Annotated in this window: 17 protein-coding genes and 1 pseudogene; 8 read left to right on the top strand and 10 right to left on the bottom strand. The window is 38.6% G+C overall.

The annotated features are described in order from the left end of the window. The first annotated feature begins 19 nt into the window (after positions 1–19). Positions 20–388, top strand: coding sequence for a hypothetical protein (locus Q9Q86_RS07960; protein ID WP_227540308.1), 369 nt, complete (start codon positions 20–22; stop codon positions 386–388). Here Q9Q86_RS07960 and rsmD read toward each other — a convergent pair. Together rsmD and mrdA are read right to left on the bottom strand one after the other, a co-directional pair. Beyond that, positions 385–933, bottom strand: a complete 549-nt coding sequence (gene rsmD / locus Q9Q86_RS07955; protein ID WP_112987195.1) for a 16S rRNA (guanine(966)-N(2))-methyltransferase RsmD — start codon at positions 931–933, stop codon at positions 385–387. The two genes, Q9Q86_RS07960 and rsmD, sit on opposite strands and share 4 nt — an antisense overlap. Next, the gene (gene mrdA / locus Q9Q86_RS07950; protein ID WP_112987196.1) at positions 933–2930 is read right to left on the bottom strand and encodes a penicillin-binding protein 2; all 1998 of its coding nucleotides are present in this window, start codon (positions 2928–2930) and stop codon (positions 933–935) included. The genes rsmD and mrdA overlap by 1 nt, the downstream gene beginning before the upstream one ends. A 241-nt stretch (positions 2931–3171) precedes the next feature. On the opposite strand from mrdA, the gene Q9Q86_RS07945 reads away from it, so the two are divergent. The 4 genes from Q9Q86_RS07945 (at position 3172) to Q9Q86_RS07930 (ending at position 6043) form a co-directional block, all read left to right on the top strand. Further along, the gene (locus tag Q9Q86_RS07945) at positions 3172–3690 is read left to right on the top strand and encodes a hypothetical protein (protein WP_112987197.1); all 519 of its coding nucleotides are present in this window, start codon (positions 3172–3174) and stop codon (positions 3688–3690) included. A gap of 60 nt (positions 3691–3750) precedes the next feature. Next, positions 3751–5064 (top strand): hypothetical protein, encoded by a 1314-nt coding sequence (locus Q9Q86_RS07940; protein ID WP_112987198.1) that lies wholly within the window; start codon positions 3751–3753, stop codon positions 5062–5064. Positions 5065–5146: 82 nt separating this feature from the next. Further along, complete coding sequence (gene adk / locus Q9Q86_RS07935; RefSeq protein WP_004912504.1) at positions 5147–5800, top strand: adenylate kinase; 654 nt, start codon at positions 5147–5149, stop codon at positions 5798–5800. Between the two features lie 60 nt (positions 5801–5860). After that, on the top strand, positions 5861–6043 hold the full coding sequence (locus Q9Q86_RS07930) for a hypothetical protein (RefSeq protein WP_112987199.1): 183 nt from the start codon (positions 5861–5863) through the stop codon (positions 6041–6043). Here Q9Q86_RS07930 and nth read toward each other — a convergent pair. After that, positions 6040–6726: an endonuclease III gene (nth, locus tag Q9Q86_RS07925; protein ID WP_004956303.1), complete on the bottom strand. Its 687-nt coding sequence runs from the start codon at positions 6724–6726 to the stop codon at positions 6040–6042. The two genes, Q9Q86_RS07930 and nth, sit on opposite strands and share 4 nt — an antisense overlap. Further along, the gene (locus tag Q9Q86_RS07920) at positions 6727–7527 is read right to left on the bottom strand and encodes an RnfABCDGE type electron transport complex subunit B (protein ID WP_112987200.1); all 801 of its coding nucleotides are present in this window, start codon (positions 7525–7527) and stop codon (positions 6727–6729) included. 374 nt (positions 7528–7901) lie between these two features. Between Q9Q86_RS07920 and gdhA the strand changes: the two genes are divergently transcribed. Then, positions 7902–9248, top strand: a complete 1347-nt coding sequence (gdhA, locus tag Q9Q86_RS07915; protein WP_112987201.1) for an NADP-specific glutamate dehydrogenase — start codon at positions 7902–7904, stop codon at positions 9246–9248. A gap of 56 nt (positions 9249–9304) precedes the next feature. Here gdhA and Q9Q86_RS07910 read toward each other — a convergent pair whose 3' ends face one another. The 6 genes and pseudogenes from Q9Q86_RS07910 to Q9Q86_RS07885 form a co-directional block, all read right to left on the bottom strand. Beyond that, positions 9305–10405: an META and DUF4377 domain-containing protein gene (locus tag Q9Q86_RS07910; RefSeq protein WP_112987202.1), complete on the bottom strand. Its 1101-nt coding sequence runs from the start codon at positions 10403–10405 to the stop codon at positions 9305–9307. 186 nt (positions 10406–10591) lie between these two features. Continuing rightward, on the bottom strand, positions 10592–11365 hold the full coding sequence (locus Q9Q86_RS07905) for a class III extradiol ring-cleavage dioxygenase (protein ID WP_112987203.1): 774 nt from the start codon (positions 11363–11365) through the stop codon (positions 10592–10594). A gap of 110 nt (positions 11366–11475) precedes the next feature. Beyond that, positions 11476–11955, bottom strand: coding sequence for a 23S rRNA (pseudouridine(1915)-N(3))-methyltransferase RlmH (gene rlmH / locus Q9Q86_RS07900; RefSeq protein WP_004912481.1), 480 nt, complete (start codon positions 11953–11955; stop codon positions 11476–11478). Positions 11956–12280: 325 nt separating this feature from the next. Then, on the bottom strand, positions 12281–14710 hold the full coding sequence (gene lon / locus Q9Q86_RS07895) for an endopeptidase La (protein WP_112987204.1): 2430 nt from the start codon (positions 14708–14710) through the stop codon (positions 12281–12283). Between the two features lie 130 nt (positions 14711–14840). Continuing rightward, on the bottom strand, positions 14841–15422 hold the full coding sequence (locus Q9Q86_RS07890) for a 5-formyltetrahydrofolate cyclo-ligase (RefSeq protein ID WP_004963152.1): 582 nt from the start codon (positions 15420–15422) through the stop codon (positions 14841–14843). Between the two features lie 303 nt (positions 15423–15725). Beyond that, positions 15726–16001 (bottom strand): annotated as a pseudogene (locus tag Q9Q86_RS07885) (integrase core domain-containing protein); the annotation flags it as partial. Between the two features lie 253 nt (positions 16002–16254). Here Q9Q86_RS07885 and Q9Q86_RS07880 point away from each other — a divergent pair. Further along, a complete protein-coding gene (locus tag Q9Q86_RS07880) occupies positions 16255–20043 on the top strand; it encodes a DUF4132 domain-containing protein (protein ID WP_112986677.1) in 3789 nt (1262 codons plus the stop codon). Positions 20044–20055: 12 nt separating this feature from the next. Further along, positions 20056–21147, top strand: coding sequence for an AAA family ATPase (locus Q9Q86_RS07875; RefSeq protein ID WP_112986678.1), 1092 nt, complete (start codon positions 20056–20058; stop codon positions 21145–21147). Positions 21148–21361: the final 214 nt, after the last annotated feature.

Genomic DNA, 21361 nt, shown 5'->3' with positions numbered 1-21361 from the left:
TTTACTTACTTGTCTTTTGATGCCTTTACAATTTTTAGCAGCACAGCAATACGACTTTTTTGCTGGATTTGAGGATCAACATACTGAAGAGATGTTTGAATCTGCTTATCCAGAAATTAAAACGGACTATTCAATTTTACACAATCAATTTTATCATGATGAACGTCTAAGAATTTATAACTATACGGCTTATCAAACTGACCAGCTGAACCAAAAAGTGTGGACGGGAGACACGATGAGTTTTGGTCTCAATGATTTATCCATTTCACTTGGCTATGGCATCGTTTATCAGATTAACCAAGACAATCGAATAGGATATGAATATTTGTCGAGTTTTCCGTTTGATCGAGGACAAATGGTTCGATTGTTTTGGTTAAGAGTCCTTTAAGGCATTTTCTGATATAAACCTGCTTTTACTATTCCTGCTTTGGTTTCTTTAACCTTTTTCCAAGAAGCAGGCAGTTTTAGTTCAGATAACTCACGATCAGCTTCTACATAAATAAAACCATTCGCTAAGATCTTTGTATCCACAGACTCAGCTAACTCTTGCCATAAATTCAAGCCATAGGGCGGATCAAGAAAAACAAGATCAAATTGTTGGTTAATTTTATGTAAAGCTTTCTGTGCTGTGGTCACGTAGAGCTGACATTTATTGGTTTTTAATAGCTGAATATTTTGTTTTAGAAATCCAGATTGAGTGACATCGGGTTCAATCATGATAACTTCAGCTGCGCCACGAGAAAGCGCTTCAAAAGCTAAAGCTCCTGAACCACTGCATAAATCTAATACCTTACTATTTTGGATATCCCACATTAACCAATTGAATAATGTTTCGCGTACACGATCAGGTGTTGGTCTTAATCCTTCAATAGATGCGAACGGTAATGTTCGACGTTTCCATTCTCCTCCGATAATGCGTAACTGATTTTTCATTATTCAGATACTCCATCGGCATGTGCTGTTGAGCTTACAGCAGGAGTTGAAGCAGGAGCATTTGTTGAACTAAATGTACCACTACCGCTTGGAAGTTCTGCAGGTTTGATGCCAGCTGTCATTAACCCACCACTGACTTGATGGTTCAAAGGACGAATTGGATTTTTCTTACGATTAACCAACCAATAATCAAATACTGGACGCGCAAGTTGAGCGGCGGAACCACCATGCTTACCATTTTCCCAAACTACGGCGATCGCAATTTCTGGATTTTCTGCAGGTGCAAATCCGACAAATAGACCATGATCCCACTGTCTAGAGGACAATGCTGCTTCGTTATATCTTTTGCCCTGAGCAATACTTTTTACTTGTGCTGTACCTGTTTTACCTGCAATAGAATAACGCAGACCGCCTTTGATCCCGCGACCTGTACCAGATTGAATGACATCAATCATGGCAGCGTGCATATTGATCCAATCTTCATCTGTCCCATTAAACTGAATTTTTCCATCAGGAGCATTGTGAACAGGAAGCTTCTTGGCGCCTTTATGATCTCTCAAAACATGTGGTGTGACATGTGAGCCTTTGTTGGCTGTAATTGCCGTTGCCATAGCGAGCTGTAATGGTGTCGCTGTAAATGCGCCCTGACCGATACTGACTGAAATGGTTTCACCTTTTAACCATTTCGTATTTCGAGTTCGCATTTTCCATTCTGGACTTGGATATAAGCCTGAGCTTTCACTTGGTAAATCAACACCAGTTTTCTCACCAAAACCGAATTGGCGCATCCAAGTATTCATTTTGTCGATTCCCATACGATACGACAAAATATAAAAGTAGGTATCACAAGAAACCACTTGGGCTTTATGTAAATTTACTGCACCATGCCCACTTTTTTTATGGTCACGGAAGCGATGGCTATCACCTGGTAAAGAGAAGTAACCTGGGTCTGAGATTGCGGTACTCCAATCGACTAATCCGTAATGAATCCCACCTAGACCAAACATTGGCTTGATCGTTGATCCTGGAGGATAAGCACCTTGAACAGCACGATTGTAAAGAGGTTGATCAGGATTATCCCGTAAACCACTATAGTCTTTAGTACTGATCCCTGTAACGAATAAGTTTGGATTAAAACTTGGACTTGAAACTAATGCTAAAATTTCTCCTGTACGAGGGTCCATTGCAACGATTGCACCACGGCGATCAACTAACTGTTGTGCTGCAATGGTCTGTAAACCATAATCAATAGACAAATAAAGGTCATTTCCACGTACAGGGTCTTGTCGACCAAGATGTCTAAGAACGTTACCGTGTGCATCAGCTTCTACAGATTCATAACCTGGAGTGCCATGTAATAATTCTTCGTAACTTTTCTCGGCACCAATTTTCCCGATCAGGTTGGTTCCAGCATATAAATCTTTATCAATCGATTTGAGTTCTTTGTCGTTGATTCGTCCAACGTATCCAATCACATGAGCAAACAACTCGCCATGTGGATAGTAGCGAGTCATTTGAGTCTCAATTTTTACACCAGGAAATGCGTATTTAACTTCACTAAATTTGGCAATATCTGCTTCTGTGAGATTTAACTTAATCGCGATTCGTTCTGTTTTTCGAGCAGTTTTGACGCGGCTTTTAAAACGCTCAATATCTTCTTCAGTGAGACTCAAAATTGGAATAAGACGTGCTAGGGTTCCGTCTATGTCGCTAACATCAGTTTTACTTAATGTGGCACTGAATACTGGATAATTGTCTGCGAGCAATACACCATTACGATCGTAGATATAACCACGTGCTGGAGGGAGGGGCTGCAAGCGAATACGGTTTTTGTCAGAAGCCGTTGTAAAGTCATCGTAATGAATAATCTGTAAATATGCATAACGACAAATCAATAAAAGTAGGAAAACAACGACGACTGAAATCGCAAAAAAAATTCGACCCTTATAAATGCGCTTCTCTTGTTGCATATTTTTTAAAGGAAAGTGCTGTTTCATAGGGTATCGACTTAAATTGCAGGATGGCAGAGAACGAAAGTGGACTATTTTAACGTAAGTTGAACGATCTTACTGTAGATTTTTCAACTGATCATATAAATGATGGTGCGACAGTTTTTGACTTTGCAGACATGAAAATTGTAGGGTCTTGTATATTAGAAGCAAAATAATTCTGTTAAAGTCTGAAACTGTTTGAAATAGGAATGTCTAAGACACACTCTTAGGGAAAATGGAGAAAATAATGAAAAAACTTTATCTTTTATTAGCGGTTATGTCGTTGAACACTGTTGTTTACGCAGACGAAAATCCTTATTTACCTGAGCCAAAATTAAAAGACGCTAAAGTTTCAACATGGAATGTTGGTGCAGGTTTCACTAAAAAGTTACTACATGGCAATGTTGAATGGGTTAATCCATATGGGATTGCTTATGCCAAAGCAGGTGTGTTTTTGAATGATGACAATCCTGCAGGTGGTCAGGTTGGATTTCGTTATCCATATCATTTAACTGGTACAGATAAAAACGGATATTACATTGGTGCTTATGCAGGGCACATTGAAAGCAAACAAATTAATGGAAAAGAAAAAGCACGTCTCGGTGCAGGCGTAGATTTAGCCTATGTTTGGCTAAACCCTGAACGCATCAGCACATTTAGTGTAGGAATTGGTGCTGGTGAGAGAATGAAAAATGGTCGTGGAGAAGTAATTGAAAAAACTGAACCAACGATTCAATTCTCTTATACATTAAGTTTTGGTTTGTAAGTGCTGTACTGATTGTTTAGCCCACAAGCCATAATCTACTAATAATTTTGAGAGTCATGCATGTTTGATTACGTCAATGAATTGTGGCAGATTTTCCTCGCTCGCCCAGATTTTTGGGCAGTTCTGAGTATTATTCCAGTAACTGCTTTTGTGACATGGGCGCATGTGTGGATGGCTTTAAAAATGGTATTTTACCCAATTACTTTTTGGGGATTCCATTTAGGTCCATTACCCGTAGGCTGGCAAGGAATTGTACCTCGTAAAGCAGGGCGTATTTCAGGCATCATTACTGACAATACATTATCTAAGTTAGGCTCATTGCGAGAGTTTTTAGAGGCAATGGACCCCGAAGACATGGCGATGATCATTGGTGAGCAAGTCGGTTTCGAGCTTGAACACCTCATTGACGAAGTCATGATTGATCGTAATGCTGTTTTATGGGAAAACCTACCTTATTCGATTAAACGTCGTATTTATGCTCAAGCACATAAACAATTACCAAATACCTTAAAAGAACTTGTGACTGAGCTGACCATGAACGTCGAGTCACTTGTTGATATGCGAGAAATGGTTGTTCGCCAAATGGAAGGTGATCGCCGTTTGATGGTACGAATGTTCTTAAAGGTTGGTCAAAAAGAAATCAATTTTATTTGGCATATCAGCGCATTGATTGGTATGTTCTTTGGTATTTTCCAAATGATCGTTTGGTTTGTGGTGCCATGGCATTGGACTGTACCTTTTTGGGCTGCAATATGGGGTTTCCTAACCAACTGGATTGCAATTTGGATGGTTTTCAATCCTATAGAACCTCACTATATTCGATATCCTCAGATTTTCCGTCTGACTAAAGATCGTAAATTCCCTTGGATTGTCCCAGTCTTGAAAATCGGTACATATAACGTTCAAGGTGCATTTATGAAACGTCAAGAAGAAGTTTCTGATGTGTTTGCTAGTGTGGTTACGGAAGACCTTATTACGCTTAAATCGATCATGACAGAAATGATGTATGGGGCGAAGAAAGATAAAACTCGTCGAATTGTCAAGCGTCATATCAATGAAATCATGGAAACCCCATTAGTCAGAACATCATTACAGTTATCATTAGGTCCAAGAGAATATGCTAGACTCAAGACCGACTTGATTGATCGCTCAATTGAAATTACCATGGGGCCAGTATGTGATCCTGCATTAAATGCAAGCCGTGCACAGAAAATCTTTCAAATGTTTAGAGATCGTATTCGTGAGCTAACACCGAAAGAGTTCCAAAACTTATTGCGTCCTGCGTTTCAGGAAGATGAGTGGATTTTAATTGTGTTGGGTGGTGTGACTGGTTTTTTAGCAGGTTTAATCCATTTATTTGTTGCTTTCTTATAATTAATTTGATGTTGGTTGAGCAATAAGTCTGTATGATATTGCTCAATTTAAGATTTATTGTTTTTAAATGAGGATGTTCTTTATGCGCATTATTTTACTCGGACCACCTGGGGCAGGAAAAGGTACTCAAGCTCAGTTGATCTGTAAGCGCTACAATATCCCACAAATTTCAACCGGTGATATGCTCCGTGCTGCAATTCGTGAAGGTACTGAACTTGGCTTAAAAGCGAAAAGCGTTATGGAGTCAGGTGGTTTAGTATCCGATGAATTGATCATTGGTCTGGTGAAAGAGCGTATTGCTCAACCTGATTGCGCTAACGGTTGTATTTTTGACGGTTTTCCACGTACGATTCCACAAGCTGAGGCATTAGAAACAGCAGGAATCTCTATTGATCACGTGATTGAAATTGATGTTCCTGATGAGGAAATTGTTCAACGACTTTCTGGTCGTCGTCAGCACCCAGCATCTGGCCGCGTATATCACTTAGTTTATAATCCACCTAAAGTGGAAGGTAAGGATGATGAAACTGGCGAAGACCTAGTACAACGTCCTGATGATCAAGAAGAAACAATCCGTAAGCGTTTAGCTTCTTACCATAGTGAAACTGAGCAATTGGTTGGCTTCTATCAAGGTCGTGCTGCTTCAGGCGAAAATGCACCGACTTACGATAAGTTGAATGGCTTGCGTGCGATTGATGAAGTTCAAAAAGATCTTTTTGCTATTTTGGATAAATAATCTAAACAGCAAATTTAAAAGAGCTCTTTAAATAGGGCTCTTTTTATTTTGGAGAGGTAAATGTTGAAGTTTGTTCTTATCCTTGTCGTTATTTTAAGTGCTTTACTGTTACTTTTTCTATTATACCAAAGTCAAAAAATGCTACGTCATGTGCAGAAACAGCAGGCGATTGAAAATAAAAAATATGGCAAGCCACGCCAGTTACACCCAAAATTACAGCAGACTAAAAAAGATCAGGATTAATGTATTTCTTTGAGTTTGATGGGCTTTGTCGCTCCAAACTCAAAACGATCTTTCCAATTACAGACATCGGCTACGATACATTCACCACATTTCGGTTTACGTGCGATGCAACAGTAACGACCATGTAAAATAAGCCAATGATGTGCATCAACAATGAATTCTTTTGGAATAACTTTGATGAGTCGATGTTCTACTTCTAGAACATTTTTTCCTATCGCAAGTCCAGTGCGATTACCGACACGAAAGATATGCGTATCGACCGCCATAGTCGGATGCCCGAAAGCTGTATTCAAAACAACATTCGCTGTTTTTCGACCCACACCAGGAAGTGCTTCGAGTTCTTTACGTGTTTCTGGAATATTTCCTTGATATTGATCAACTAAAATTTGACAGGTTTTAATGACGTTTTCAGCTTTAGAGTTATAGAGTCCGATGGTTTTAATATAACTCTTTAATCCTTCAACACCGAGATTTAGAATGGATTGTGCTGTATTGGCAATAGGATAAAGTTTATCAGTTGCTTTATTGACACTCACATCAGTGGCTTGGGCTGAAAGCATAACTGCAATCAATAGTTCAAAAGGAGATGAGTAATTGAGTTCAGTTTGTGGGGTCGGTCTTTGTTCTCGTAAGCGCTCGAAGAAAGTCTGAACTTGCTTCTTAGTCATATTTTTACTCGACATTTAGACCTCCTGTAATTCTTTTAATTGTGTTTGTAGGGCATCAAGTTGTGCTTGCTTTCGCGGATCAAGTCGAACACTTAATTGTTTTTCCAGTTTTTTGATTTGAGTTCGTATTTTGGCGAGCTCAATAGTAGTTTTAGCATCTTGTGCGCTATGGTCTTTTGCTTTTTCAGCTAATGTTATAGTCGGAACATTTTTCAAAGCCTGTGAAAATTGTGCGAAAAATTCAGTGTCAATTTCGGCTCTAACTACAGGACCTTTGCGGTCGATACGACGTTTTTCTTCACGTTGAATATGTGCGTAGTAACGCTGACGAAGATTGTCCTGCTCGTTAATACGTTGATCCTCAGTGGGGATGGGATTGTTATCAGGAACGAGGTCAATACAATCAACAGGGCAAGGAGGGATACAGAGCTCACAGCCTGTGCACAAATCTGTCAGAATCGTGTGCATGAGCTTACCACTTCCGATAATTGCATCAACAGGACAAGCACTAATGCACTTGGTACAACCAATGCATTCATCTTCGCGAATAATGGCTTTCATTTGTTGTGGGCGACCATCAGCTTGGATATCCCAAACACTCGATTCAGCTATTAAACGCGGTCGATCAAGTAATTGAGCGAGTGCATCTGCTACAGGTTGCCCGCCAGGTACACATTTGTTTGCTGCTTCACCCTCGCTAATCGACTTTGCATATGGCAAACACCCATCACGGTGTCCACATAAACCACATTGTGTTTGAGGCAGTAATTGGTCTATTTGAACGATAAGAGAGACTTGCTGATCAGAAAGTAACATAGAAGCAGTGAGGTGAAAGTAAGAGCAGAACTGAATTATAACAAATAATCCTTTATTTAGAGACTGTGGATTTATTTAAACAATAAGTAGCATTTTTATCTGAATTAAAATGGTGCTTCATTGGTTTTATTTTGGTGCGATTTTATTTTTAAAAATTAGTTATTTTCACTTTTTTGTTAATTATTCATGTATATTTCTCAGCATTTATAAAATAAATAATGAATATTTATTGGATTAAGTCTTTGAAAATTATATTTAATTTTATTTTGTAGAGGAAGTGCTTTGCTTGTCTGATAGTAATTTATAGTTGTTTTATGAGATATTCTACTTTGGTGCAAAAATGGCACTAATTTGAATCATAGACTCGGGGGTGAGTGTTGAAATACGGTAGCTTAAATGAATTCTTGGATTACGTGAAACGCAGAGATCCTCATCAACCAGAATTTCTACAAGCTGTAGAAGAAGTGATGATGAGCCTGTGGCCATTTATCCAGAAAAACCCTAAGTATGCACAATACGGTTTACTTGAACGACTGATTGAACCTGAACGCGTGATTCAATTTCGTGTTTCTTGGATGGATGACCAAGGTCAAACTCATGTAAATCGTGCTTTTCGAGTTCAATATAATTCAGCGATTGGTCCTTTTAAAGGTGGGATGAGATTTCATCCTTCAGTTAATTTATCGATTTTAAAGTTTTTGGGATTTGAGCAAACTTTCAAAAATGCACTTACAACTTTACCGATGGGTGGTGGTAAAGGTGGTTCAGATTTTGATCCAAAAGGAAAATCTGAAGCCGAAGTGATGCGCTTTTGCCAAGCCTTGATGATTGAGTTATATCGACATTTAGGTGCAAATACAGATGTTCCTGCGGGGGATATCGGTGTAGGCGGGCGAGAGGTCGGTTACATGACTGGCATGATGAAAAAGTTGAGTAACGATACTGCATGTGTTTTTACTGGGAAGGGAATTTCCTTTGGCGGTAGTCTTATGCGTCCTGAAGCAACAGGCTATGGAACGGTTTACTTTGCTGAAGAAATGTTGAAAACACGTGGCGAAAGTTTTGATGGCAAAACGGTATCAATTTCAGGTTCCGGTAACGTTGCTCAATATGCTGCTGAAAAAGCCATGTTCCTCGGTGCAAAAGTCGTAACTTTATCGGATTCAAATGGAACTGTTTATCTCAAGAATGGTTTTACAGATGAGTTACTTGCAGAAGTTATGGAACTCAAAAATGTTCAACGTGGACGTATTTCTGAGTTTGCTTCAAAACATGGTTTTGAGTATTTTGAAGGTCAGACACCTTGGCATATTGCTGTTGATATTGCTCTACCGTGTGCCACACAAAATGAATTAACGGGTGCTGATGCTGATAATTTATTAGCGAATGGCGTCATCTGTGTAGCTGAAGGTGCAAACATGCCTTCTACCTTAGAAGCCGTAGAAAAATTTATTGCGGCGAAAATTCTTTATGCTCCTGGTAAAGCCTCAAATGCTGGTGGAGTTGCGACATCAGGACTTGAGATGTCACAAAATGCATTACGTTTTGGTTGGACACATGGTGAGGTTGATGAAAGACTTCATGCGATTATGAAAGACATTCACGCAAACTGCTTACGATATGGTACTCAAGAAGATGGAACTGTGAACTATGTCGATGGTGCAAATATCGCTGGTTTTGTCAAAGTAGCAGATGCAATTCTGGCACAAGGGATTTATTAATCTTTGAACAAAAAAATCCGATGCATCTGCATCGGATTTTTTGACTGAAATTATGATTATTTAACGATTTCTTGTTCAATAACCATATCTAATACATCAGCAAGACTTGACTGATCTGCGGCCGGATTTTTTATCTCAAAACGTTTTACACGTACGATCACGCGTTGCTTAGGATTGTGTTCAAACCCTTCAATTTGACCGTAGTATAAAGACCAGTTTTTATCAGTATATGTTTTGATACCTTTTTCGTCGTATTTAACTTCACGTACTTGCATACAAGTTTGTGGTGCAACGCCTGTACATGATTTAGTTTCAGGTGAGATTTCTAAAAATACGGTTTTAGGCTCTGATTGATATTTAGTTTCAGGTGTCATTTTACCGATGAAATTATATTTTTGACCTTTAGCATCTGTAAGCGTCAAAGTCGGTTCGTGTAAGTTTGTAGTATTCACTTCAAAAGAGATTTGACGTTTTTGTAATAATTCACCTGCAAACTTCTCTTGCTGCATCAGTGCTGGTTCACATGCCATCATCGTTGATGCGCCATCACCTGTCACGATCAAACCATTCTCGACTTTCCAAGATGTATTTAAGCGGTTACAGCCTGTATCTACTGATAAGCGATCATTATTTAAGAATGTTAAAACGATAGGTTTTTGTGTATTTGTCGGCTGGTACGACCATGTGTAATTGCTTAATACATTTGCATTCACAATTTTAGTTCCTGTAAATACATGTTTTTGCCCTTTGCTGTCTGTTACAGTCAGGATTGCTTGATCATTGCTTGTACTAAGTGAAAAAGGTACTTTCTTTTCGCTAAAAATATCAGATGACAAACGCTCTTGTTGCATTAAATCATCAGCACACGCCATCATGGTTGAAACAAGAGGTGAGGTGACAATTTTGTTGCCTTCAACTTTCCAAGTTCCACCTTGATTATTACAACCTGTTTGAATTGTTACTCTTTGATCAGCGTTAAATGAAAGCACTATTGGTTTTGAAGCTGTAGAACCTTGATAAGTCCAATTATATTCAGTTAGATTTTTTTCAGCATTTGAGTTGATTTGAGAAACTACACCGTCAGTTACATTTTGTACTGTTTGACAAGCCATCAAAGAAAGGGGAAGTAGAGCAAGAACTAAATATTTAATTTTCATCGTTAAAACAACAGTTAATAAATCACAGCCCTAAGCCTAAAGTATTCTTAAAAAAGAAAATGTAATCCAGTTAGCGGTTAAGTTTGTTAAATGTATCTGATTGTAATTTTTAGAAAAGCATAATAGATACTGAGGTTTAAACACAATTGTTAAACCTCGATTTAAATATTTGGTAAATAATCATCTTTAGTCGAAACGATAGATATCCATGCCAAGTGAGCCCATCGAGAAACTACTGTGCACGATATTAAATCGATGACCTGTGCCCATAGCGAAAAAAAGTGGGGCAAAATGCTCAAGCGTAGGGTGGTTACGTTCTATAAATGGCAATGAAGGCCAATCAAGGACAGCATCAAAATTTTGATGTTGGAGTCGATTGACGACAGTATTTCTAAAAGTACTAGCCCAAGTGGGAACTTGTGCATCTGCATGCCATGACAACTCAGCCAAATTGTGCGTTATGCTTCCTGATCCGATTAATAAAATCTGTTGTTCACGCAGGGGAGATAAAGCTTGTCCAATCTTGTAAATTTCTTCTGCATTCATTTTTGTTGGCAGTGAAATTTCTATCACTGGAATATCTGCATCTGGATACATATGTAATAAAGGCATCCATACACCGTGATCACGAGGACGTGTGCTATTGGCATGTGCCTGAATACCAGCTTCTGCAAACATGGATAATATTTTTTCAGCAATTGTTGGTGATCCTGGTGCTGGATAGCGAATTTCATAAAGCTCTTTAGGAAAACCTCTAAAGTCATGCCAAGTATTTGGTCGAGTGGCAATATTGACTTCAAGAACTTGACTTTCCCAGTGTGCAGACATGACAACAATCGCTTGTGGCTCAGGTAAGTTGATACTCAAGCGATGTAGTGCAGGACCAACCTGCTCTGGATCTAGTGCAAGCATAGGCGAACCGTGGGAGATAAATAAGCCTGGTAAAGTTTGCACATTCATAATCGGGCACCTGATCGAAATTACCTATTTATCCTGACAAAAACATCAAGACAATGATAGCGGATTAAACTCAACAGATTGTTCTATAATCAGAACAACCACATTCAACGTTAAGCACGATGGTAGGGATGATTATGATTAATGCTCATGGCTCTATACAATTGTTCAATTAATAAGATTCGAACCATTGGGTGAGGCATCGTTAATTTAGATAAAGACCAATGCCATGCTGCTGCTTTGCGTACTGCATCAGAATGTCCGTCAGGTCCTCCAATTGCGAGTGCAATATCGTTACCATCAAGCATCCATTGTTTCATGGTATCGGCAAGCTTTTCTGTACTGAGTTCTCTGCCACCGACTTCCAGTGCAATTAGGGTTTCATTAGGTTTGAGCGCATTTAAGATACTCTCACCTTCGATTTGACAATATTTTAAAATATCTGCTTCTGAATCATTTTTACCACGTTTAGCCATAGGTAATTCAATGACTTGGGTTTGAACGAAAGGCTGAATTCGTTTGAAATAATCCTCAAACCCAGTGAGAACCCATGCAGGCATTTTTTGCCCAATAGTCAGAATACGAATCTTCATAAAATTTAAAGGTAAAAATAATTTATGCGGATTATAAACTGAGTCGAAGTTGCTAGGTAATTTAGATCTAAGTAATAGCTGTAATAAAAACTAAAAAAAGAAAATTTATACTCACCATAAAAAACGCAGCTCAAAATGTGTATGAGCTGCGATCAAAGTGCCTTCCGTCTGGAGTTCAGAGGGCACTAAAAATTAGTTTCAGAGTCAATTTTAGCCTTTATTTTTATCGACTCTATTTTATTATGCAATAAATTGGTTGTTTTTCAATCAAATTGTGTAACAAAAAAAGAGAGCCGAAGCTCTCTCTTTAATCATGATCTTTACATCAATGACGTGCAGCTTTTGTATCTTCAACTGGTTTAACAATTGGTGTCTTAGGCAATGGCTTTGGTGTATCTGTCAACGCCAAAGGTAAGATTTCATCAATGCTTTTCACAGCTTTGATTTCTAAACCTTCTTTTACGTTATTAGGTATTTCAGCCAAGTCACGGACATTGTCTTGTGGAATAAATACAAGTTTGATTCCACCACGGTGAGCTGCTAAAAGTTTTTCTTTTAAGCCGCCAATACGTAATGCGCGACCGCCTAAGCTAGTTTCACCTGTCATCGCAATATCTGGGCGAATTGCGATACCAGTAAACGCTGACACTAGCGCTGTAGTCAAAGCTAAACCTGCCGATGGACCATCTTTCGGTGTCGCACCTTCTGGTAAGTGGACATGGACATCAGTTTCATCGAAACGTGATGCTTCAATACCCAATTCATCAGCACGAGTACGAACAACTGTCATCGCAGTGGTAATTGACTCTTTCATTACATCACCGAGCGAACCCGTAGTAATGAATTTCCCTTTACCTTTTACAGCTGCGACTTCAATAGTCAATAACTCACCACCAACAGATGTCCAAGCCAAGCCATTTACACGACCTACTTGGGCTTCATCTTCTGCGATGCCAAAGTCGAACTTATGTGGACCTAAGTATTCAGGAAGATTTGCCGATGTCACATCAAGCTGTAAGTTTTTAGATTTTTTGCTGACTGCTTCTTTAACAACTTTACGTGCAATTTTAGACACTTCACGTTCTAGACTACGTACACCAGCTTCACGTGTATAACGTTGCACGATGTCACGAATCGCTTCTTCATGAATTGTTAATTCTTTTGCACGTAAACCGTTGTTCTTGATTGCTTTCGGAACAAGGTAGCGTTCAGCAATATTTACTTTTTCATCTTCGGTATAACCCGGTAGACGAATGACTTCCATACGATCCAGCAAAGCTTCAGGAATATTCATGCTGTTAGCTGTACAGATGAACATTACTTCTGAAAGATCAAGATCAAGGTCTAAATAATGATCGTTGAACTTGCTATTTTGTGATGGGTCTAATACTTCAAGCAATGCAGAAGCAGGATCGCCACGATAGTCTTGTGCCATCTTGTCAATTTCGTCGAGCAAGAATAATGGATTCTTCACGCCGACTTTTGTTAAAGACTGCACAATTTTACCTGGCATCGCACCGATGTAAGTACGACGATGACCACGAATCTCAGCTTCATCACGCACGCCACCTAGCGCCATACGTATAAACTCACGACCTGTTGCTTTAGCAACCGATTCACCTAGTGAGGTTTTACCTACACCCGGAGGACCAACTAGACAAAGAATAGGACCACGGAGTTTTTTCACACGTGATTGAACAGCAAGGTATTCAACAATGCGATCTTTAACGTCATCAAGACCGTAATGATCTGCATCCAGAATTTCTTGTGCTTTTGCCAAGTTAATGCTGACTTTGCTTGCCTTGTTCCAAGGTGTATCTAGAATCACTTCTAAATAGTTGCGAACAACTGCCGCTTCACTTGAAGCAGGTTGCATTGCTTTGAGTTTACGAAACTCAGCTTCAGCTTTTTTACGTACATGTTCAGGTAAGTCAGCTTCAGCAAGACGCTTCTCAATCTCAGCAACATCATCCTCAGCACCGCCGTTCATATCAGACAGTTCACGTTGAATGACTTTCATTTTTTCATTTAGAAAGTATTCACGTTGGTTTTTTTCCATCTGACGTTTAACGCTGTCGTGTAGGGTTTGTTCAATTTGCTGTTCAGCAGATTGATTCATCAAATAACCCATCAACTCTTGTAAATGTGCCTCGAACTCATCGTGTTCTAAAAATTTCTGTTTGACTTCGATATTTAAAGGCACACGAGTTGCAACGAAGAACATCAATTGCAGAAGGTCTTCAATTTTGTTTGCTGCCGCAATAAGTTCTCGTGCATTACGAAGTTTAGCTTCGGCATACTGAGCAAAGAGTGTACGTAATTCATTTAAGCGAGTTTCTTTACTTTCTTGATCCAATTCCACTGTCATTGGGCTTAAATGATGTTCAGCAGTCAGATACTCTTCACCATCAATGATACGCTCTAGCTTCGAACGATGTAGTCCTTCAATCAATACTTTAATGCAGTTTTCATCATTCTCATGATTGACCACTTGAACGATTTTAGCCACAGTTCCGTACTGATACAGATTATCGTGATCAATTTCTTCTGTAAGCGAATCTTTTTGCGCAACTACAAATACTAAATTGTCACCGTTACGAGCCACATCCACTGCATTGATCGATTTTTCACGACCCACGAATAGCGCAATTTGCATGTGTGGATAGACCACAACATCACGCAATGCTAATAGTGGTAATACACTTGGAACCTGTGGCTCTAAGCTTGTTTCATTATTTAAAATATATTCAGACATGGGCACTCCTAATGAGTGACAACGGTGTTGCCATGTTTTTATAGTGATGTGCATTTCAAAAATTACAAGGGTTTTAGAGTAGAAAATATAAAAAAAGACAAAATTAGTTGGTTTTAATATTCAAATAACTCTAAAAATAATGTTTGTGAGATGGTGTGATGAGTGCATCAAGTGGTTGGTCCCAGATGTTGCGGTGTAAAGTTTCTTCAATATATTGAAAATCATGTGCTATCCCTAAACGAAAGGGAAAATGGCGGGCTGATGCAAGAGTACGGTCATAGAATCCGCCACCCATACCAATTCGAGTACCATGATGATCACAAGCGAGTAGGGGCATGATCAAAAGATCCAACTTTGAAACATGATGTCCACGACTAGCCATTGGTTCTTTCATACCCAAAGGATGATGGGAAAAGCGTTTGTTTTTATATTGTTGGAGATTGATTTTTACCCAGACTAAATTCTGATTCATGTTGCAAATCATGGGTAAATAAACATCTTTGTGATGTTGAAAACAAAGTTGAATAATTTTTTGAGTACGTATTTCCCCAAATGCATCTAGGTACAGACCAATTTTTTGAGACGTTTTAAATTGTGGGGTGTTTTTAAGTCTGTTTAAGATCTGATGTTCGTTTTTTTTATGTTGTGAAATACTGACATTTTTACGTTTTCGACGAATGTCACTGCGCAGAGATTTCAGATGATCTTTCATAGATGCCACAACAATTTTAATTACTGTAAATCTTACTTGATTTAATCCCTATATTTAATCAGATTGCTCATCTAAATATTTTTTATGACCGGAAAAGCTTCCACGCATTTTTTTAAAGCGCTCCTCAAGAGGTCTTGAGTCGCGCTATAAATTTTTTTGGTAAACATTTTATTTAGTGTTTACTGAGTAGTCTAAATTAAGCTAATGCATAAATTCTTATTTCTTTATGAAAATATTGAATAAGAACAATGCTTTTTTGAACATGTGAACCGTACCGGGTTTGTCGGAGACTTTTTATTTAAGTTAGGCCACCTGACCTAACAGATTAATTTTATCATAGTACATTGCTTCAAACTCAAAAGGCGACACATAACCCAGTGCACTGTGTACACGCTTTTTATTGAACCAATCTACCCAGTTTAGTGTCGCAAGTTGTACATCTGCTAAACCTTGCCAATCTGCTTTTAAATATTCAATCACCTCTGTTTTGTATAAGCCATTCACCGTTTCAGCCAAAGCATTATCGTATGAATCACCCGTTGCACCGACTGATGCTCGTAAATTTGCTGCTTCTAATTGAGTTTAAATGCAGAATGGCTACTTTGACGTAGCCATTTTTTTATCAAAAAACTGGTGCGACAATAAATGTCGTTCATGCCTCATCCTGCGATTAACTCTCAGTAATATTTCTTTATAATCAAAACATCAGAAAATAGTCGTTGGATGAAGATGAATTGTTATAGAATCTTGGAATTAAAAGAAATCTTATATTGATTTTTAAACCAAAAAATCAAAAGTAATTAAAAAATTGGGGAAAATAAGAGGTTATTTTATGTTTGAAAGTATTAAGAATAAAGTCGCTGAATTCATCAATCCGCAGAGTCAAAACTCACTAGATTCTGAAAGTTTGGCGTTACTCAGTACCATTGTTGAACCTTTATCTGAAGTAGAGGCGACGTTACCAAATCAAGTTTTAAACTTTATCGTGAATGGTCAAAAACCAGAGGTTTTATTGACATTACAGCAGCAAGCGACAGATAAAGTATGCGCCTTACTAGGTAGCCCTGGAACTTATGGATGGTATTGGCCATCAACTGAGCTTACTAAAGCACAAGAAAAACTATGTAAAGCCTCACAAAATGCGCGCTATAAACTATATATCAATATCTTTTCAAAACTGAGTAGCGATCAGATTATTCGCTATGGAAAATTCTTAGAAGCCGCAACTCAGCAACGTAATTATTCTCAACTTTCTAAACAAACTCCAGTTTGGTTTAGCTATGTACTGATAGATGGATTATTAACAAGTTTTAATCATCAAAGTTTTGATGATCGTCAGAAAAAATCACATCGTGATCTTTGGTCACTTACAGCATTAAAGCAACTTTATTTATTTGAACCTGAAAATAATATTGAAGGGTTTATTACGACTTTATTTGAGCGTAATGGCGTAAATAGTTATCACTACGATCAATTAAATTTCTTGTTTAAGCTTTCGGATAGTGTCCAGTTCTTCACTGATTATGCACAAGAAATTCGTGAGACTTTACCTAAACTTTCTGCCGCAGCGCAGGGGATTTTCCTAGAGTTTATTGCTCAGCATCACGACTTATTACAACAGCAAACTGAACTTATCATCATGCTCGCATTAAGTTCGAGCAAAGGTGTTCGCGAGCAAGCGACTGTTTTACTCACACATCTTGACGATGCTCAAAGCCAGCAACATTTGCAAAATTTCTTGATCAATGGCGAAAGCAAACAACGTAGTTTCGCTGCCGATTTGCTAGCACGTTTAGGAGAGCAAAATCGGGAAATCTTGCAGCAAGCAGCAGAAAATGAAAAATTAAAATCAGTTCAGGCAAATATCCTTTCTGCTTTACAACGACTCGAATCTTTGGGTCAAGTGGTCGAGCTTGAATATACCTTACCTGATATTGAAGTGATTGAGGCTCAAGACATTCCTGAAAGTTTTGTTCAGGTTCTACAGGATAATTATTTGGCAGTAAAAGAAAAATATCGTCAAGCTGCAGAACAGGAAGTTGAAGATAATAAAGCTGTTGAGAAAGGTGGATACAAAAGCCATTGGAGACAGAATAACTACCGAGACTTCTGCAAATCATATGACAAAGTTGAAAATGTTGGGCAATTAATTCTTGGTCATCTAAATGGTCAAAAAAACTATCGTTCCTATATTGAAGAAATTGCCAATTATCAAAAAAAATTACAGCAGTTACCTGAGTTTAGTTTGATTCATGCAGCGCGTTTGGTGCTAGGGCATCGAAACAATGATTGGATCAACTGGTATCAGTTTTTCCAGTTTTTAGAGACTAAGAGTTGGGAAACAATTGAGTTACGTCAGTTAGCCCAAGTTTTGCAACAAGTCGGTATTTCAGAAGAGAGTAGTAAACGTTGTATTGCAAATGAATACCTAGAAAACTATAGCGGTGATGAACTAAACACTCGAATTGCTGATGATGAAAAAGTCATTCCTTTTTTTGTTGAGAACATTGATTTAATTGCTGAAGCTTTGGGATTACTACCAAGTAAAAATCAAAATTCATGGCGCTATTATGATCCGATCAAGGCATTAGCTCTATTACAACGTTTCCCACAAGTACCTAAACAGTTTATTCCTCGATTACTTGAGTTCGCTTTGGGTGATGGAAAACGTTTACGTTTTGACGCTCAGGAAGTATTAAAAAAACTCCCTGATATTCATTTAAGAGCGATTGAAGCTTTAGAAAATGGTAAACAAGAAATTCGTATTACAGCAGTCGAATGGTTAGCGCGTTTACAACATCCTTCTGCGGTCACAGCGCTTTATGATTTATTAAAAAAAGAGAAAAAAGAAGTTGTTATTGCTGCAATTCTGACGGCTTTAGAGCAGTTAGGTGAAGATATTAATATTTATCTTTCGCCAAAAGCATTGCTCAAAGATGCTGAAAAGGGTTTGAAAGCTAAGATTGCTAGTAGTTTTACTTGGTTTGATTTACAGCATTTACCTCAAGCGCAGTGGCAAGATGGTACAACAGTTGATCCTCAAATTATTCAATGGTGGGTCGTTTTAGCAGACAAATTGAAAGACCCTGTGCCCAATGCATTGTTACAGCGTTATATGGGACTGTTAAATGATAAAAGCCAACAAACGCTTGCATTGTATTTACTGCAAAGCTTTATATATCAAGACACTCGTAATCCAACTTTAGAAGAGGCGATGGAGGTTGCAACGAAAGAAGCACCGAGTCGTTTAGCATCTTATCAAGATTCATTTAAACGCTGGGGACAAAAGTACCCTGAATATTATGGACGTTATGAACACATCACATTGGAAGAAGTGGTTGAAGAAATTAAACGTGAGCGTTTAGCAATTTATTTAGGTTCTGCAATTAAAAGTAAAGGAATGTTGGCACTTACTTTTAAAACGCAAGGTAGTGTTGCGGTGAAATTGTTGCAAGATTATATGAAGCTACATTACCAACGTCGTGCACAAATCGAAGCGATGTTGAGTAGTTTTTCAATCAGTGATGATCCATTGATTATTCAATTACTTCTGAGTTTGTCACGTCGTTACCGCACTGCATCTGTTCAGAATCTAGCGAAACAATTGGTTGAACAAATCGCAGAGCGCAATCAATGGAGTAGTGATGAATTGGCAGATCGCACAATTCCGACCGCAGGCTTAGATGATGCAGGTGTACTGAGTCTAGAGTATGGTTCTCGAGTCTTAACTGCCTATGTAGATGATAAAGATAAGTTCGTACTTAAAAACGAAGATGGAAAAATAATTAAAGCGTTGCCTGCTGCACGACAAGGTGATGACGAAGGCTTAATTAAAGAAGCTAAATCATTATTCAGCAGTAGTAAGAAAGAATTTAAACAAGTGATTGATCTACAAACACAACGCTTATATGAAGCGATGTGTAGTGAGCGAGCTTGGAGCAGTACGGATTGGCAAGAATACCTGTTTGCACACCCAATTATGAAACGTTTGATTCAACGTTTAGTTTGGTTAGAAGTTTCTTCAGAAGGTACTATTTTACAAAGTTTCCGTCCTAGTGATGACGGCAGTTTATTAAATCTTGAAGATGATGAAATTGAATTAGCACAAAATAGCCAAATCAAAGTTGCACATGGTGTTTTGATCAGTGCTGAAGATGCAGAAGCATGGCAAGCACATTTTAAAGATTATAAAGTGAAGTTCCTATTTGAGCAGATGACACACCAGCTTCCTGTTTTTGAAGCACATGCGGAAATCATTGAGGATCGTAAAGGCTGGTTAACCGATACATTTACTTTACGTGGAGTGATTACCAAGCTTGGCTATCAACGTGCTTCAATTGAAGATGGTGGCTCTTTTGATAGTTACTTTAAACCATTTAGCCAAATTGGTTTATCTGCGGTGATTCGTTTTAGTGGCAGTTATGTGCCTGAGGAAAATCTTGCAGCTGTATTGTACGACCTCAGTTTTGAGAAAAAGAATGTACGTTCTTGGCGTGACAGTGGAATGAATTTAGCAGATGTACCGCCAGTGTTATTAGCTGAAACTTATGCTGATTATTTAAAAGTTGCTGAGGCATGTTCTGGTTTTGATCCTGAATGGCAGAAGAAAACACCTTGGTAAAATGGTAAAGATATGAATCCACAAGACATTATTAAATTAAGTGCTGAACAACGTTTTGCAGAAGAACTTGCAATAATCAGTGAGCATGACCATGCGCCTAAACCACAAGGTTGGTTACGTTCACCACGTGCGGTACGCCAATTTATTCTCGGTGATGAGAAATTAGCGATTAGCCGTAAATTTTATGGTGATGATGCTTTAGTCGACAGAGCAATTGTGACTTTACTGGGTAAACAAGGTCTCATGTTAGTAGGTGAACCAGGTACAGCAAAATCTATGCTGTCCGAATTATTAGCAGCAGCGATTAGTGGTGATTCAGGATTAACCATTCAAGGAACAGCAGGCACAACTGAAGATCATCTTAAATATTCATGGAACTATGCTTTATTACTTGCTGAAGGTCCTAATGAGAAGTCTTTAGTTGCATCACCTGTTTACCAAGCGATGCAGCATGGCAAGATCATTCGTTTCGAGGAAATCACGCGTTGTCCACCTGAAATTCAGGATGTCTTAGTTTCATTAATGTCTGAAAAGACCATGATGATTCCTGAGCTTGGGGATCAAGGTCGTGTTTATGCCAAAGCAGGATTTAATATTATTGCTACCGCAAATTTAAGAGATCGCGGTGTGCATGAGATGTCATCGGCATTGAAACGTCGTTTTAATTTTGAAACTGTACGACCGATTGCTGATCCTGTTTTTGAACGTGAGCTTGTACTGACTCAGTTGAAACGCGAGTTAGGAGAGTTATCTGATCAGATTCAAATGTCTGAATCTGTGGTTGATCTACTGGTCACAGTTTTTCAAGAGTTACGCCAAGGCACAACCAAAGACGGTACCTCAATTAAAACACCTGATGCGGTGATGTCGACTGCTGAAGCGGTCAATATCGCTTATGCAGCTGCTTTAGAAGGTTATTATTTAGGTGATCAATCTTTGAGTGGTGCTGCGATTGCACGTCAGTTGATTGGTGTAGTGTTAAAAGATAATGCTGACGATGCCAAGCGGATGCGTTTTTATATGGATAATGTTGCCCGTGAACGTGCCAAACAGGATGTAACTTGGAAGGCTTTTTTTGATGCAGGAAAAACGTTTTGGCAATAGATTTTTTGAGTCTTAACTAGGTCGTGCCGAGTTCTCATCTTATTTGAGGATAAGCCTTCGGCTCGACCTACTTTTGTTTCGACAAAAGTAGGTAAAACCATTTGTCATTCACAGAACCTGTTGACTTCTTACATTTAGTTAATCGAGTCGCAGAAACAACATTTGACAGATACCACGCAGGCTGTGAATGACGTTCCGAGTATCAGATGTTGTA

Origin of the sequence: Acinetobacter sp. A22 (genome assembly GCF_030913345.1) — a bacterium.
Taxonomy (GTDB): domain Bacteria; phylum Pseudomonadota; class Gammaproteobacteria; order Pseudomonadales; family Moraxellaceae; genus Acinetobacter; species Acinetobacter junii.
Note: the sequence above shows the minus strand (reverse complement) of the source record. Positions and strands in the feature narration are given on the sequence as shown.

Coding starts and splice junctions, on each gene's coding strand:
- lon (WP_112987204.1), bottom strand. CDS start 14,710: ATGTCTGAATATATTTTAAATAATGAAACAAGCTTAGAGCCACAGGTT.
- Q9Q86_RS07910 (WP_112987202.1), bottom strand. CDS start 10,405: ATGAAAATTAAATATTTAGTTCTTGCTCTACTTCCCCTTTCTTTGATG.
- adk (WP_004912504.1), top strand. CDS start 5,147: ATGCGCATTATTTTACTCGGACCACCTGGGGCAGGAAAAGGTACTCAA.
- Q9Q86_RS07905 (WP_112987203.1), bottom strand. CDS start 11,365: ATGAATGTGCAAACTTTACCAGGCTTATTTATCTCCCACGGTTCGCCT.
- Q9Q86_RS07880 (WP_112986677.1), top strand. CDS start 16,255: ATGTTTGAAAGTATTAAGAATAAAGTCGCTGAATTCATCAATCCGCAG.
- Q9Q86_RS07960 (WP_227540308.1), top strand. CDS start 20: ATGCCTTTACAATTTTTAGCAGCACAGCAATACGACTTTTTTGCTGGA.
- Q9Q86_RS07875 (WP_112986678.1), top strand. CDS start 20,056: ATGAATCCACAAGACATTATTAAATTAAGTGCTGAACAACGTTTTGCA.
- Q9Q86_RS07920 (WP_112987200.1), bottom strand. CDS start 7,527: ATGTTACTTTCTGATCAGCAAGTCTCTCTTATCGTTCAAATAGACCAA.
- mrdA (WP_112987196.1), bottom strand. CDS start 2,930: ATGAAACAGCACTTTCCTTTAAAAAATATGCAACAAGAGAAGCGCATT.
- rlmH (WP_004912481.1), bottom strand. CDS start 11,955: ATGAAGATTCGTATTCTGACTATTGGGCAAAAAATGCCTGCATGGGTT.
- nth (WP_004956303.1), bottom strand. CDS start 6,726: ATGTCGAGTAAAAATATGACTAAGAAGCAAGTTCAGACTTTCTTCGAG.
- Q9Q86_RS07945 (WP_112987197.1), top strand. CDS start 3,172: ATGAAAAAACTTTATCTTTTATTAGCGGTTATGTCGTTGAACACTGTT.
- Q9Q86_RS07940 (WP_112987198.1), top strand. CDS start 3,751: ATGTTTGATTACGTCAATGAATTGTGGCAGATTTTCCTCGCTCGCCCA.
- Q9Q86_RS07930 (WP_112987199.1), top strand. CDS start 5,861: ATGTTGAAGTTTGTTCTTATCCTTGTCGTTATTTTAAGTGCTTTACTG.
- rsmD (WP_112987195.1), bottom strand. CDS start 933: ATGAAAAATCAGTTACGCATTATCGGAGGAGAATGGAAACGTCGAACA.
- Q9Q86_RS07890 (WP_004963152.1), bottom strand. CDS start 15,422: ATGAAAGATCATCTGAAATCTCTGCGCAGTGACATTCGTCGAAAACGT.